Raw genomic sequence first — 16,679 nt, 5'->3', positions numbered from 1 at the left:
AAGAGTGATCTGCGTCACCCGGTGTGCTCGGGTCCGATCGTGTCGGACCCGAGCATCGGGTTGTGGAATCGGTGTCGGCTAGCCGAGTTCCTTGCGCAACGTGTCGGCGATGACGGTGAGGGCGTGGTCTTCGGTCATGCGCCAGTGGGTTACGGCCACCGCGTGATTGTCGACGGTGCCGGTCACCGCCTCGGACCAGGACGACGCACCGGTGGTTCCGGTCGGATCACTGTGGGCCGCGGTGAAATAGGTGAGGGTGCCGTCGAAACGGCGGGGGTGGTAGGCGGCGTCGAGGGCGACCGAGGCTGTCGCCGCGTCGACGATCCGGTCGATGCGGGACGGGTCGGCTGCGGCTTGTGGTGCGGAGAGCTCGAACAGTGTCCGGGCGAGCTGGTGGATGTCGACCGGGTCGGCGAGGTCCACCTGGTCGGTGCCGGCGAATCCGCCGAGCAGGTCGGCGGCGGTCACCGTCGTCGCGACAGCCGTCGAAGCCGACGACAGGGTGCTGTCCAGCATGGCCAGCACCGCGACTTCCTCGCCGTCCTCCTGCAGTTGCACCGCCATGGCGTGCGCGATGACACCGCCCAGGGACCAGCCGAGCAGGTGGTACGGACCTTCGGCCTGCACCGCGCGAATCTCCTTGAGGTAGCGCAGTGCCCATTCCTCGATCGAATCCGGCAGCGGCTCGCTCGAACTCAGCGCCGGTGACTGCAGACCGTACAGCGGGCGGTCGAGGTGGGCTGCGAGGCCGCTGAACGACCAGGCGATACCGCTGATGGGGTGGACGCAGAACAGCGGTGCGCCGGTGCCTTCGGCGCGCAAGGGCAGCAGGACATCGAAAGCCGCATCGATGCCCGCGCTGTCGGCGCCCTCGGCGCGCAATGCCGCCACGATGCCCGCCGGGGTGGGGGTGGTGAAGATCCAGGTGACGGGGACGGTCGCGGCCGTCGCGGCACCCAGCTGGGTCGACAGGCGGGTGGCGCTCAGTGATGTGCCGCCGAGTTCGAAGAAGTGATCGTCCATGCCGACGCGGTCCAGGCGCAAGACGTCGGCGAAGATTGCGGCGACCGTGTGTTCGATGGCCGTGGCCGGGGCCCGATAGGCGCGGGTGGCGAGTTCGGGCGCGGGCAGCGCGGCGCGGTCGAGTTTGCCGGTGTGGGACAGGGGGACTTCGTCGAGCACCATGATCGTGGCCGGGATCATGTGGGTGGGCAGTGCCTGGGCCGCCCATCGCGCGAGGCCGTCCACGTCGACCTCGTGGCCGTGCGAGGCCACCACGTAGGACACCAGAACTGTTTCCCCGGCCTGGTTCTCGCGACCGACGGTGACGGCGAAACCGACGTCGGGATGGGAAGCCAGCACCGCGTCGATCTCTGGGAGTTCGATGCGGAAGCCGCGGATCTTGAGCTGGAAGTCGGTGCGGCCGCGGTATTCGAGTTCGCCGTCGGCGCGCCAGGCGGCCAGGTCGCCGGTGCGGTACAGGCGGGTGCCGACGTGGAAAGGATCGGCGACGAAGCGTTCGGCGGTGAGGTCGGGACGGCCCATGTAACCGGTGGCCAGCTGAGCACCCGCCAGATACAGCTCGCCCGGGACGCCGACGGGGACCGGGCGTAGCCGTGCGTCCAGGACGTAGACCTGGCTGTTCCAGACCGGTGTGCCGATCGCGACGGTGGTCGTGTCGGCGGCGCTCACCCGGTGGCTGGTGATCGAGACCGCGGCCTCGGTCGGCCCGTAGACGTTGAACAGGGCGGTGTTCGGCGCCGCGGTGGCGAATCGGCGCGTCAATGCGACCGGCAGGGTTTCACCGATGGCCAGGACGCGGCGCAGCGACGATGGGAGTTGCTCGGTGACCAGGGTGTCGAGCATCGACGGCACGACGTGCAGAGTTGTCACTTCTTCGCGGCGCATCAGGTCGGCGAGGTAGGCCGGATCCCGGTGGCCGTCGGGCGCGGCGAGGACCAGTCGACCGCCGCAGATCGCCGCGGACCAGAACTCCCAGACCGACAGGTCGAAGGTGGCCGCGGTCTTGAGCAGCACGCTGTCCTGTGCTGTGAGGCCGAATTCGGCTGTCTTCCAGCGCAACTGGTTGACGATCGCGGCGTGGGAGACGGCGACACCCTTCGGGCGCCCCGTCGATCCCGACGTGAAGATCACGTAGGCGGTGTTCGCGGAACGCAAGGGCGCGCGGCGATCACGGTCGGTGATCGAGGCGGGACTGTGTGCGGCGAGGTCCACCTGCTCGACACATCGAACACGGGTTGTCGCGAGGTCGTCGGCCGCGCCGAGCCAGGTGCCGGCATTGGTGAGGACGAGCAGCGGGGCGGCCGTGTCCAGGATGTAGCCGGTGCGCGATCGGGGGTGGTCGGGGTCGATCGGCACGTACACGCCGCCCGCGGCGCTGACCGCGTACATCGCCACGACCAGGTCGATCGATCGCCGCATCGCCAGCGCCACCCGCGTTTCCGGGCCGACGCCCGCGGCGATGAGGTAACGGGCCAGGCGGTTGACCCGGTCGTCGAGGTCGGCGTAGGTCAGCCGGGTGTCGTCGGCGACGAGGGCGAGGGCGTCCGGGGTGCGCGAGACGGTCGCGTCGAACAGCGAGGCGAGGGTCGCGGTCGGATCTGTTCGGCGCGCTGTGTGATTCCAGGTGTCGAGGATCCGGGCTCGTTCGGCGGGGGCGAGCAGGTCGATGGTGTGCAGCGGTGCGCCCGGGTCGGTGACCACCGCGGTGATCAGGCGGGTGAGCCGGGCCAGGAAACCTGCGACTGTGGCCGCGTCGAACAGGTCGGCGGCGTAGGTGCAGTAGCCGGTGATGCCCGCTGGCGCGCCCTCGGCGGTGTAGCGGTCGGCCACGATCAGGTGCAGGTCGAACTGGGACAGCTCCCGATCGAGCTCCACCGACGACACGCTCGTGCCGGGCAGGTCCATGCGCACCTCGGCCAGGTTCTGGAACGACAGACCGACCTGGAACAGGGGGTGGCGGGCGGTGGAGCGGGCCGGGTTGAGGACTTCCACCAGCCGTTCGAACGGGATGTCGGCGTGGGCGAAGGCGGCCAGGTCGGTGTCGCGCTGGCGGGTGAGCTGTTCGGCGAAGCTCGCATCCGCGTCGACGCGGGTGCGGAAGACCAGGGTGTTGACGAACATCCCGATCAGGTCGTCGAGGGCGGCCTCGCCGCGGCCGGCGACCGGCGTGCCGATGGCGATGTCGGTGGTGCCCGACAGCTCGCCGAGTACCACCGCGAAGGCGGTGTGCACGGCCATGAACAGGGTCGCGCCGTGGGTACGCGACAGTTCGGCGAGGGCGGCGTGGGTGGCGGTGTCGACGGTGAACGGGACCCGGCCGCCCGCATAGGACTGGATCGCCGGTCGGGGCCGGTCGCGGGGTAGTTCGAGCTGGTCGGGTAGCCCGGCCAGGGCGTGCTGCCAGTAGGCGAGCTGGGTGGCCGACACCGAGGTGGGATCGGTTTCGTCGCCGAGCAGGGTTTGCTGCCAGATCGCGTAGTCGGCGTACTGCACGGGCAGCGGTGCCCAGGTGGGGCCCTGTCCTTGTGCGCGTGCGGTGTAGGCGATGACGAGGTCGCGGGTGAGGGGTCCGCCGGAGAAGCCGTCACCGGCGATGTGGTGCACGGCCATGGCCAGGACGTAGTCGTCCGGGCCGAGCTCGAACAGGGTGGCACGCAAGGGCACTTCTCGGGTGACATCGAAAACGGTCGAAACCAGTGCTGTCACTGCGGGGGTCAGGCTTTCGTCGACGTCCGGGGCGATCGTGGTGATGTGCAGGCGCGGTACATCCGGGTGGTCCGACGGCAAAACGATCTGGGCTGGTGCCTGGTCGACAGTCGGGTAGACGGTGCGCAGGATCTCGTGGCGTGCGACGAGATCGGTGAAGGCCTGCCGCATCGCGGTGGTGTCGAGTTCGCCGGTCAGGCGGAGCACGACCGGGATGTTGTAGGCGGCGGTCGCGGTATCGAAGCGGTTGAGGAACCACATGCGCTGCTGGGCGGGCGAGAGGGGAATGTGATCAGGTCGTGGGCGCGCCCGCAGGGCGGGTCGGCGGGCCGCGCGGGCCAATCCGGCGATCTCGTGCGCGCACGCGGCGACGGTGGGTGCGGCGAACAGCACGCGCACCGGCACCCGGATGTCGAGTGCGGCACCGATTCGAGCGGTCAGGCGGGTGGCGAGCAGTGAGTTGCCGCCCAGATCGAAGAAATTGTCGTCGGCGCCGACGCGTTCGGCACCGAGCACCTCGGCGAACGCCTCGGCGACGGTTCGTTCCAGCCCGGCCGCGGGCGCACGGTAGGCGCGCGTCGCGAACTCCGGTGCGGGCAGCGCAGTTCGGTCGATCTTTCCGGCGGCCGAGAGCGGGATCCGGTCCAGGACGACGACGGCGGCCGGGACCATGTGCGCGGGCAGCATCGACGCCGACCACCGTGTGATGGCGCCGGGGTCGACCTCGCGGCCTGTCACATACGAGACCAGCACGGTGTCCCCGGCGGGGTTCTGCGTGCCGAGCGTGAGAGCGAAACTCACCTGCGGGTGCCGCAGCAGGACGGCGTCGATCTCACCGGGCTCGATGCGGAAGCCGCGGATCTTGATCTGGAAGTCGGTGCGGCCCAGGTATTCCAGCTCGTAGGTGTCGCCGTGCACCCAGCGGACGAGGTCGCCGGTGCGGTACATGCGTGCGCCGGGTCCGGCCCAGGGGCAGGCGACGAAACGATCCGCGGTGGCGGCGGCGCGGCCACGGTACCCGCGTGCGAGTGCGGGACCCGCGAGATAGAGCTCACCGGTGGCGCCCACCGGCACCGGGTGCAGACGGGCGTCGAGGACCACGGCCCGCATGCCCGGCACGGGGCGACCGATCGTGACGCGGTCCCCGGCACGCAGCGCCGAGTAGGTCGCGCCGATGGTCGCCTCGGTGGGGCCGTAGCCGTTGAGGAAGCTGCGGCCCGGTTGCCACGTGGCCAGCAGTTCGGGGGCGGTGGCTTCGCCGCCGGCGGACACGCACTGCAGGTCGGGCAGGGTGGTCGGGTTCAGCGTGCTCAGCAGGGCGGGGGTGATGATCGTGTGCGTCACCTGTTCGGTGCGCAGCAGGTCGTCGAGGTCGGCGCCACCCAGGGTGTCCGGCGGGGCGATGACCAGGGTGGCGCCGTGGTGGAAGGCCGTGCCGAGTTCCTCGATCGACTGGTCGAAGCTGGGCGAGCAGACGTGCAGCATGCGGTGGTCGTGGCGCAGGCGCATCAGGGCCGCCGAGTGGGTCACGAGGGCGCCGAGTCCCGCATGGGTGACCGAGACGCCCTTGGGTGTGCCGGTGGAGCCGGAGGTGTAGATCACGTAGGCGATGTTGTCGCGGCGCAGGGGTGCTCGGCGGTCGCGGTCGCGTACCGGGGTCGACGAGCGGGCGGCGATACGGGCCCGGGCGGCCGGTTCGTCCAGCGCCAGCCAGCGCAGCGAGCCGGGCAGGCTGTTCGCCCTGGCGGCGACGGTGAGGCCGATGGTGGCGCCGGAGTCGGCGATCATGTGACGGACACGGTCTTCGGGGTAGTTCGGGTCGACGGGGAGGTACACGCCACCCGCTTTGGCGATCGCCCAGAACGCGAGGACCGACTCGTAGGAGCGCGGGATCGCCGAGGCGACGACCGTTTCCGGGCCGATTCCCTCGTCGATGAGGACTCTGGCCAGGCGTGAGGAATCGGCGTCGAGGGTGCCGTAGGTGTAGGTGTTCGCGGTGTCGCGCACGGCGATTCGATGCTGGCCGTAGCCGGTGCCGCGTACGAGCAGCTCGGGCAGGGTGGGGGTGGCAGCCGGGGTCTGGCCGTCGCCGAGGTGCGTCAAGAAGGTGTACTCGGCATGATCGGACAGCGGTAGATCGCCGGCCGGAATTCGTGGATCGGCGGCGACCGCGGTGAGCAGCCGGGCCAGACGCCGCACGAACGTGTCCGCTTCGTGGTCATCGAAAACGGTGCGGGCGAAAGACATCTCGATCGCCGTGCCCGACGCCGTCTCGACCACCGTCACGGTGAGTTCACCGGCTGTCACGGCGTCGTCCCCGGGCAGGGTGTGCCGCGCATCCGAACCGGCTTCGCTCGTCGCCGCCCCGGGGACGGGCAACGAGTTGTCCGATGAGCCGGTGGACCGTACTTCCAGCGACACCTGTCCCAGTGCACGGGGCTCCACGCCGAGCAGCTCGGCGAAGTCCGCGAGCGGAATTCCGGCATGAGCCAGCGCCGACGTCTCGGCCTCGTGCGCCCGCGTGAGCAGATCGAGGAAGGACTCCGCGAGATCGACGACGGTGCGCAGCACCAGATCAGGAGTGCGGGTTCGGATCACAACGTCGTCGGACGCGGTGAGCCGCGCGAGGAGTACGGCCAAGGCTGTGCGGACCAGCGATTGCCGGCTCACGTTCGCGGTGTCGGCGAGTTCACGGAGGGCTCGGTGCACCGTCGTCGGGACGGTCGTCCGGGCACAACCGTGCTCGGCATCGAGGCGACGCTCCGCGTGCCCACTCTGCGCGCGCGAGCGGTCGGGGCGTGCGCCGGCGGCGACCACGTGGTCGGTGGGTAGAGCCAGGCGAGCCGGCAGGTCGGCCAAGGTCTGGCGCCAGTAGCGGGATCGGGTGATCGGGTCGGCGGGGTCGGTGGTGAGCTGCTGGGCGATGCGGACGACAGGCGTGGTCACGGTGGCGACGAGCTTGTCGATCGCCGTGCGGAGACGGTCGGTGAGCGCGCGGGCCGCAGGATCCGAGACGACGTCGCGGCGGTACTTGATCTGCACCTGGGTGCGGGCACCGAGGAAGACCAGGACCGTGATCGGGTAGTGGGTGTGGTCGGCGCCGTGCAGGTCGTCGATACTCAGGTCGTCGAGCGCGCCGCCTGCCTGTTGGAGGCCTTCGACGTCGACGGGGTAGGACTCGAAAGCGAGCATGGTGTCGAAGAGTTCGCCCAGTCCCGCGACGCGCTGGATCGCGCCGAGGCCGAGATGGTGGTGATCGAGCAGCGAGGCCTGCTCGGCTTGGACGGCGCGGATCAGGTCACCGACGGTGGCGGTGGGGTCGATGCGCACCCGCACCGGGACCGCGTCGACGAACAGCCCGATCATGTCGCCGACGCCGTCGAGCTGGGGCGGGCGCCCGGACACGGTCGCGCCGAACACGACATCCTCGCGCGCGGTGCTCGCGGCGACGACCAGGCCCCAGGCTGTTTGGAACACGGTGTTCGCGGTGACCTCGGCGGCCGCGGCGAAGGCGGTCAGTGCGGAAGTCCGCGCGGCGTCGAGTTCGAACTCGCACAGGCCGTAGTCGTGGCCGGTCGCCGGTGGCCAGGTCAGCTCGGGGGCGATCATCGTCGTCGACACCCCGTCGAGGACCTCCGACCACGCGCGCTCGGCGGCGGTGCGGTCCTGGCGGGTGAGCCAGGCGAGGTAGTCGCGGTAGGGGCGCACCGGAGGCAGCGGGGTCGCGTCGCCGTGGGTGGCGTAGAGGACGAGCAGTTCCTTCATCAGCAGCGGCATGGACCAGCCGTCGAGGAGGATGTGGTGGCCGGTCAGGACGAGGTGGCTGCGCCCGGAACCGGTGGTGTACACCGTGAATCGCAGCAGCGGCGCGATCGTGGGGTCGAACCCTGCCTGTTGATCGGCGGCGAGGAGGGCGGGCAGCTCGGTGTCGGTGGTTGCGACGATCCGCAACGGTGCCTCGACGGCGTCGGCGACGAGCTGAACGGGGGTGCCGTCGGGGGTGGTGACGAAGGCCGAGCGCAGGTTGGCGTGCCGGTTCAGCACCGTCGCGGCCGCGTGGCGAAGCCGGTCGGTGTCGAGCTCGCCGGTCAATTCGGCCATGAGCTGGATGACGTAGGCGTGGACCGACTCATCGAGCATGTCGCCCAGTGCGAGCAACGAGTGCTGCAACGGTGACAGTGGAAGCACATCCGACAGGCCCGGGTGGGTGGTGCGCCAGGTGTCGAGGTCGTTTTGCGAAACCTGTACCAGGGCAACATCGGAGGGGGTCAGCCCACCCGCGCACGGGTGGAGGGTGTGGTCGGCCAGTGCGGTGAGCCAGCTCGTCCAGTCGTCGGCCAGCTCCTGGACCTCGGACTCGGACAGGATGCCGGTGGCGTAGCGGAAGTCCGCCCGCAGCCGCGGCCCGGTGTCGGTGGTGACGGCGATCGCGTTGATGTCGAGAACGGTGTGCGCGGGCAGGGTGGGGTCGTAGTCGACGTCGATGTCACCGAGGTCGGCGGTGGGCAGCCACGCGGTGTCGTCGGTGGGCTGGGCCGCGGTGCTCGCGCGACCCAGGTAGTTGAAGCTGATCTGGCCGACGGTGCCGGACAACCGGTTTCGGGTCCGCGGGTTCCGGCGCAGCACACCGAAGCCGATGCCGTTGTCCGGCACGGCCAGCAGCTGTTCTTTGACGGTGCGCACCGTCGCGGCGAGGGCTTCGTCGTCGAAGACCGTCGGTGTGATCGCCGACAGGTCGAGGGCGACGGGGTAGACGGTGGTGAACCAGCCGACGGTGCGGGTCAGATCCGCGCCGGGGACGGCGTCCTCCTGGCGGCCGTGGCCTTCGAGCCGCAATCGCAGTGTGGGAGCGTCGACACCGCGACGGGCACGCCAGACCCGCACGGCCAAGGCCAAGGCGGCGAGCAGGGGGTGATCGGCGCCTGCCCGGTATTGCGCGGGCAACGTCGTGAGCAGGGGTTCGGTGATCTCGGCGGGGATCTGCACGGTGATCGACCGCATCGTCGCCTCGGTATCGAGGCTGCTGTCGACCGCGCGGGCGCCGAGCAGCGGGTCAGGGGTGGACAGGACCTGTTGCCAGTGGTCGAGTTCGGCGGTGCGGTCGGCGGTGGCCAGGCCGTGCGCCCATCGGCGGAACGACGTTCCGACCGGCGGCAGGGCGATCCGCTGACCTGCGGTGTACTGGGCCCAGGCCACGACCAGGTCGGGGAGCAGGATCCGCCAGGAGACGCCGTCGATGACGTAGTGGTGGGCGGCGACCGCGAGGACATCGCGGCTGTCGTGCCTGCGGATCCAGGTGAAGGCGATCATGCGGGCGGTGGCGGGGTCCAGCGCCGAGAGCGCCGAATCCATGGCGGCCGTGCCGATTCGGGTCAGCTCGTCCGGGGTGATCGCGGTGAACGCGTCGACCTCGGTGATCAGGGCGTCCACGTCGACGGCGTGGGGTGGCAGGACTTCGAACTGCCAATCGTCGCTGTCTCGTCGCAGGCGCGAGCGCAGCATGTCGTGGTGGCGCAGGACCGCGGCGATGACGGCGACCAGAGCCGGGCGGTCGATGTTCTCGGGGAGCGCCAGGACCATGGTCTGGGCGAAACGGTCGCTGGAACCGGTGGTCAGGAACTCGGCAAGGACCGGCGTCAACGCGACATCGCCGATGCCCCCGCCGGGCAGTTCCGCCAGCACGGGCGACTGTGGGCTGTCGAGCGCGGCGATGTCGGACAGCTTTGCCACAGTGCGGTGTTCGAACACGTCACGGGTGGTGAAGACGATGCCCGCGGCGCGGGCCAGTGATACCAGCTGGATCGACAGGATGCTGTCGCCCCCGAGCGCGAAGAACGAATCGTGCACGCCGACGCGCGCTATGCCGAGGACGCGGGCGAACAGCTCGGCCAGCAGAGTTTGTCTCGCACCGATGGGTGCCGCGGTGGGCACGGTCGCGACGACCGGTTCGGGCAGGGCGTTGCGGTCGAGTTTGCCGTTGGAGGTCAGGGGCAGCGCGTCGAGAACCACGATCGCCGACGGCACCGCGTGCGCGGCCAGGCGGTCGGTGGCGTACGCGGTGAGGACGTGGGGGTCGGCGCAACGATCCGGTGCCGCGAGCACATAGGACACCAGCGTGGTCGATCCGGCGGGGCTCCGACGCCCGACGGTCACCGCGAATTCGACATCGGGGTGGCTGACGAGCACGGCATCGATCTCGCCCGGTTCGATCCGGAAACCGCGCACCTTCACCTGGGCATCGGCACGGCCGAGATAGTCGATGTCGCCGGTGTCGCGCAGACGTACCAGGTCGCCGGTGCGGTACATGCGGGTGCCGGGCGCACCCCACGGGTCGGGGACGAATCGGGCCGAGGTCGTCGTCGGCTGATTGCGGTAGCCGCGCGCCAACGCGCGCCCGCTCAGATAGAGCTCGCCGGTGACACCGCGCGGGACCGGGTTCAGGCGGGCGTCCAGGATCATCGCGTGCGTGCCGTGCACCGGGGTGCCGATCGAGATCGGTTGTCCGGCAGCGAGTTCGGCGTAGGACGAGATGATCGTGGTCTCGGTGGGGCCGTAACCGTTGAGGTAGCGGCGGCCGGGCTGCCATTTCGCGAGAAGTTCCGGGGTGGTCACGTCACCGCCGACGGACAACGATTCCAGTGCGTGCAGACCGGCCGGGTCGAGGGTGCCCAGGACCGCGGGGGTGATGATGGCGTGGGTGACGGACTCGGCGGCCAGCAGATCCGCGAGTTCGATCCCACCCGCGATGTCGGACCCGACGACGACCAGCGTCGCGCCGGTGGTGAACGCGCACAGCCATTCGAGCACGGAGGGGTCGAACCAGGGGGCACAGATGTGCAGGAAGCGGTGCTCGGACTCGAGGCGGTAGCGGCGGACCGCCTCCTCGACCAGCGGTGCCAGACCGGCGTGGGTCACGGTGACGCCCTTGGGCAGACCGGTGGAGCCGGAGGTGTAGATGAGGTAGGCGGGGTGGTCGACGCGCAGGGGTGCGCGGCGGTCGGCGTCGGTGATCGGTGTCGTCGGGTGGGTGGCGGTGACCCGGTCGAGGTCGTCGAGGGTGAGCCAGGTCAGGTCGTCGGGCAGGTCTTCCAGATGCGCGGCGGCGGTGATGCCGAGTATCGCGCCGGAGTCGGTGACCAGGTGCTGGAGGCGATGCGCGGGATTGCGCGGGTCCATCGGCACATACACCCCACCCGCGGCGGCGATGGCGAGCGCGGCCGCGACCATGTCGTAGGACCGGGGAAGAGCAACGGCGACAGCGACTTCGGGGCCGACGCCTTGGGCGATCAGTTCGCGGGCCCACCGGGAGGTCCGCTCGGACAGCTCGCCGTAGGTGATCGAACGGCTCTCGTGCCGGACGGCGATCCGGTCGGGACCCAGCGCGTGGCCACGTGCGATCAGGTCGGGCAACAGTGCGGTGCGGGTGTCGGTGTCGGTGTTGCGCGCGGTGAGAGTCGCTTCCTCCACGGTACTGAGGATCGTGAGGTCACCGACCGCGGTGTGGGGGTGCTCGATCGCGTCGGTGAGCAGCCGAATCAGCCGTTGCGCGAACACTTCGACTGTTGCCTCGTCGAACAGTGCGCTCGCGTAGACGAATTCGGCATTGATGCCGCCGGTCAGGCGGTCGTCGTCGGCACAGCCTGCCGCGACGGCACCTAGCCCGTGGTCATCCTCGGCTCCCGATCGCCGGTGGTCGTCGACGCGGGCGGGACTCTGGGTGCGCAGGGACAGTACGAGGTCGCGTTCCCCGGCGGCCGTCGCGCATTCGTCCGGCACCAGCATGACCCGGACCATTGGCTGCGCGGCGTCAGTGAGAGCCTTAATGCTCTTGTGTGACAATGCGTTTCGCGTGAATGCCCGACGGTGAGCCGTGGTCGCCTCGGCCAGCAGCTCGTCGACGGAAATGGCACCGCGTACCGGTAGTCGCAACACCAGGCGGGCGTCCGGAAACTGTGGGCACAGGGTGTCGATCGCGATGTCGTCGGTGTTGGACAGTCGGGCCAGCAGCACCGCGAAGGCCGTGTGCACGAGGCTGAAGACGGTCGTGTCGCGAGAATCGGCGAAATGCCGCACGCGGTCATGAAGTTCGGCGGGGATCTCGAAGCCGACGCGGGCATCGGCTTGCACGAGGCTCGCGGGGCGGGGGCGATCTGTCGGGAGGTCCAGTTCCGCAGGCAGGTCCGCGAGGACGCGACGCCAGTAGCTCGCCTCCGTGATCGCATCATTGTGCTGGTCGAAAGTGTCCAGGAGCTGCGCGGCGGTCTGGTCGGGTGTGTGGAGGAAGGCGTCGAGGGTGGCGCGGAGGCGGTGCGCGAGAGCGTGCGCGATGCCGGTATCGATCAGGTCCAGGCGGTACTGGAGGCCGACGCGGATCCCCTCGCCCACCTCGACGCCCACGGCCACCGGGTAGTGCGTGGCGTTGGCGGCTCGGACATCGACGATCTCGAGGCCGTCGATGGAGCCCTGCGCGCGTCGCATTCCCTCGGTGTCGACGGGGTAGGACTCGTAAGCCATGAGCGTGTCGAACAGCTCGCCCGAGCCCGCGGCCCGCTGGATCTCGGCGAGACCGAGGTGGTGGCCGTCCAGCACGGCGATCTGCTCGGACTGTAGCTGCGACAACATGTTTCGCAGCGGCTCGGACTCGGTGAAACGGACGCGAACGGGGATCGTGTCGGCGAAGAGTCCGACCATGGTGTCGACACCGTCCAGCTGTGGCGGGCGGCCCGAGACCACCGCACCGAACACGACGTCGTCACGGCCGACCGCACCGGCCAGCACCACACCCCATGCCGCTTGGAACAGGGTGTTGACCGTGACGTCGTTGGCCGCGGCGCAGGCCGCCAGGTCCTCGGCCTCGGCCGGTGACAGCTCGACCGTGCACATCCCGTGGCCCTCGCACGGCTCGGTCGGCGGCGCGACCGCGGTGGTCAGCAGGGTCGGGGTGTGCCCGGTCAACGCCTCGCGCCAGCCGCGCAACGCGGCGGAGCGGTCTCGGCCCGCGAGCCAGGCGAGGTAGTCACGGTAGGGGCGTACCCGCGGCAGCGCCGCCGGGGCGCCGTCGGTGGCGTAGCAGAGCAGTAGTTCCTGCATCAGCAACGGCATCGACCAGCCGTCGACGAGGAGGTGGTGCGCGGTCAACACCAGGTGCATGCCGTCGGCACGGCGGTACAGCGTGAAGCGCAGCAGCGGCGCGGTGGAGAGTTCGAAACCGATCCGCGCCTCGGCGGCCAGGAACTCGTCGGCGTCGGTGAGTTCGGTGTCGATGATCTGCCACGGCACCGCGACACCCTCGGCCACGAAACCGACCGGTGTGCCCGCTGCCGACGATCCGAAGGCCGTGCGCAGAATCGCGTGGCGGTCGAGGACGGTTCGGGCGGCTCGCCGCAGGCGGTCGGTGTCGACCTCGCCGGTCAGCTCGACCGCGAGCTGGACCAGATACGGGTCGGCCGGCGACACCTGGGCGAGGAAGAACAGACCGAGCTGCAGCGGCGCCAAGGGCAGCACATCGGTCAGGTGCGGGCGTTCGCGATGCCAGGTGTCGAGTTCTGCCTGGGTGACCTGGACCAGCGGCACGTCGGCGGGTGAGAGGCCACCGGCCGCCGGATCGCGCAGGTGTTCGGCGAGGATCGTCAGGGCCTCGGTCCAGCAGTCGGCCAGTTCGCGCACCGAGGCCTCGTCGATGATGCCGGAGGCGAAGGAGAACGACGCGCGCAGTGTCAGGACGGCGTCGGTACCGGTGGCGAGGGCGTTGATGTCGATGACGGCGGCAGCGGGCAGATCGGGGTCTTGTTCGGCGACGGGCTCGCCCCACGCGTCGGTGGGTAGCCAGCTGTGGTCGGAATCGCCGAGGTCGCCCGTGGTGATACGTCCCAGATAGTTGAAGCCGACCTGGCCCAGGGGGCCGTCGAGCTGCGGTGCCGATTCCGGGTCCAGATGGCGGAGCATGCCGAAACCGATGCCCTTGTGCGGCACCGCGCGCAGCTGTTCCTTGATGGCCTTGACGACGGCGGCCGTGGCGTCGCCACCGTGCCACGCGGCGTCGGCCTCGACCTCGCTCAGGTCGAGGGCGATCGGAGACATGCTGGTGAACCAGCCGACCGTGCGGGTCAGATCGGCGCCGTCGACCGCGGACTGTTCGCGGCCGTGGCCTTCCAGGCGGACGCGGGTCGCGGGTGCGTCGACACCGCGCCGGGCCCGCCACCTGCGCACAGCCATGGCCAGGGCGGCGAGCAGGCCGTCCTCGGCGCCCGCGCGGTACCGGGTTGGTAGGTCGGTCAGGATCGCCTGGGTGATGTCGGCGCGAACTTCGACGTTGATGGTTCGCACCGTCGACGCGGTATCGCGAGAGTCGAGCCGACGATCGCCGAGCAGCGGGTCGGGTACCGACAGGGTCTGGCGCCAGTGGTCGAGTTCCTCGCGCCTGCTCGGCGCCGTCTCGGTCAGGCCGTGCGCCCAGCGACGAAACGACGTGCCGACCGGGGGCAGGACGACACGTCGACCGAACTGGGCCCATGCGGCGACCAGGTCCGACAACAGGATTCGCCACGACACACCGTCGATCGCCGCGTGGTTGGCCGCGACGACCAAACCGTCGGGGCCGTCCGGACGGGCGAGCCACGCGAAGCCGATCATCCGGTACGCCTGCGGGTCCAGCGCCGCGAGCACGGAATCCATCGCGGCGTCGGCGATCTCACCGAGCTGGTCGGTGCCCGCCGGGACATCGACGCGCAGGAGCAGCTCGCGCACATCCACCGCGCCCGGCGGCAGGGTGTGCAGCTCCCACTGCCCGTCGACCTGCCGCAGACCGGCCCGCAGCATGTCGTGGTGATCGATCACGGCGGTGAGGGTGTCCACCAGGGCGTTTCGGTCGATACCTGCAGGCAGGGCCAGGACCATCTGCTGGGTGAACCGGCCGAACACCCGTCCCGAGGCCAGCGAGGCGGCCAGCACCGGCGTCAACGGCATCACGCCCACACCGCCGCCGGGCAGTTCGGTCAACGTGGGCGCGGACTCGGCACCCAGCACCGCCACCCGTGCCAATCCGGCGACAGTGCGGTGCTCGAACACCGCCTGCGGGGTGAACGAGATGCCGGCATTGCGCGCTCGCGACACGAGCTGGATGGACAGAATGCTGTCACCGCCGGCGGCGAAGAACGAATCCTCGGCACCGATCTGCTCCAGACCCAGGATCTGGGTGAACAGTTCGGCGATGGCGGTCTCGACCGGGCCTTCGGGCGCGCGCGACCCCACAGCACCGAAAACCGGTGCGGGCAGGGCGTTGCGGTCGAGTTTGCCGTTGGGGGTCAACGGGATCTCGTCGAGGGTCATCAGGACGGTCGGCACCATATGGGCGGGCAAGGAAGTGCCGACGAAACGGGCTACGTCGTCGGTGTCGATCGTCGTGCCGTGCCGGGCGAGCACATACGACACCAGCACGGTCGCGCCGGAGTCGGCTTTCGTGCCGAGGGTGACCGCGTACTCGATGTCGGGGTGGGCGGTGAGTGCGGCGTCGATCTCGCCGAGCTCGACCCGGAAACCGCGGATCTTGACCTGGAAATCGGAGCGGCCGAGGTATTCGATATCGCCGTCGGCGGTGCGCCGGACCAGGTCGCCGGTCCGGTACATGCGGGAATCGGTGAAAGGTGAGGCGACGAATCGTTCGGCGGTGAGCGCGGGCCTGCCCCGATAACTCTGGGCCAGCGCGGGCCCGAACAGATACAGCTCACCCGCCACGCCCGCGGGAACCGGGCGCAGGCGCGAATCCAGCACTGTCGCACCGACTCCGGCGAATGCCGTGCCGATCGTGATGGGCTGCCCGGGCCGTAGTGCGGTGGTGCCGGTGGCGAGGATGGTGGCCTCGGTCGGGCCGTAGCCGTTGAAGAAGGCACGCTCGTCGGCCCAGCGGTCGACCAGGGTCGGGCCGAAAGCGTCGCCCGCGACGACGACGACACGCAGGGCATCCAGATCGTGGGCGTCGACAGATTCCAGCGCTGCCGGGGTGATCAGCAGGTGGGTCACGCGTTCGCGGCGCAGCAGCTCGGCGAGTTCGGGGCCGCCGAAGACCGTCGATGGTGAGACCACCAGCGTGGCACCGGAGTTGAAGGCCACCAGCAGCTCGAGTACCGAGACGTCGAAGTTCGGCGAGCACACGTGCAGCACGCGGTCGCCTTCGTCGATCGAATAGCGTTCCCGGGCGGCCGCGACCAAGGCACCGAGACCGGTGTGGGTGACGACCACGCCTTTGGGACGGCCGGTCGAACCGGAGGTGTAGATGACATAGGCCGGGTGCTGATCGATCAGCGGACGAACTCGGTCGAGGTAGGAGATCGGGTGGGCGGGGTAGGTGGCGATGCGGTTGTGCTGGGCCGGGTCGTCGATGTCGAGCCAGTCGACCGAATCGCCCAGCATTTGTCGGTGTGCAGTGCCGGTGAGACCGAGGACGGCGCCGGAGTCTTCGAGAAGATAGGCGATCCGCTCGGCGGGTAGCGCCGGATCGACAGGGACATAGGCAGCGCCGGTCTTGGCCACCGCCCACACCGCCGCCACCGACTCGATCGACCGGGTGAATCCGAGCGCGACGACATCGCCGGGTCCGATGCCGCGTGCGATCAGGTCTCTGGCCAGTTGGGACGAGTACTCGTCGAGTTGGGTGTAGGTGAGTTCGCGGCGTGCACCGTCGACGGGGGTATAGGACACGGCGACGGCATCACCGGCGGTATCGACCGCCGCGGTCAGCAGCTGAGGGAAGAGGGGAGTACTCGACTTTCGGTTGCCTCGACCGCGCGGCGCACGACGAACTTCACGTGGAGAGGTGCGCGCTTCACGCATTCGAGTACAACATCCTTCAGCTAACCGGCCCACAGCTCTGCGATGACCCACGAACCCTGTCGGATTCGGCCTACCGGGGCGGACCAGTGTCGAACAAGCAAGAAGGAGTCGATATCGGGGCG

At 69.8% G+C, this 16,679-nt stretch carries 1 protein-coding gene; it reads right to left on the bottom strand.

Features of this window, described 5'->3' with window-relative positions; genetic code table 11:
* Positions 1 to 78: 78 nt before the first annotated feature.
* Positions 79 to 16,557 (bottom strand): amino acid adenylation domain-containing protein, encoded by a 16,479-nt coding sequence (locus tag ACWF99_RS01990; RefSeq protein ID WP_452534071.1) that lies wholly within the window; start codon positions 16,555 to 16,557, stop codon positions 79 to 81.
* Positions 16,558 to 16,679: the final 122 nt, after the last annotated feature.

The organism is Nocardia sp. NPDC055002 (genome assembly GCF_053608825.1).
This window is presented reverse-complemented; position numbering and strand designations above follow the sequence as displayed.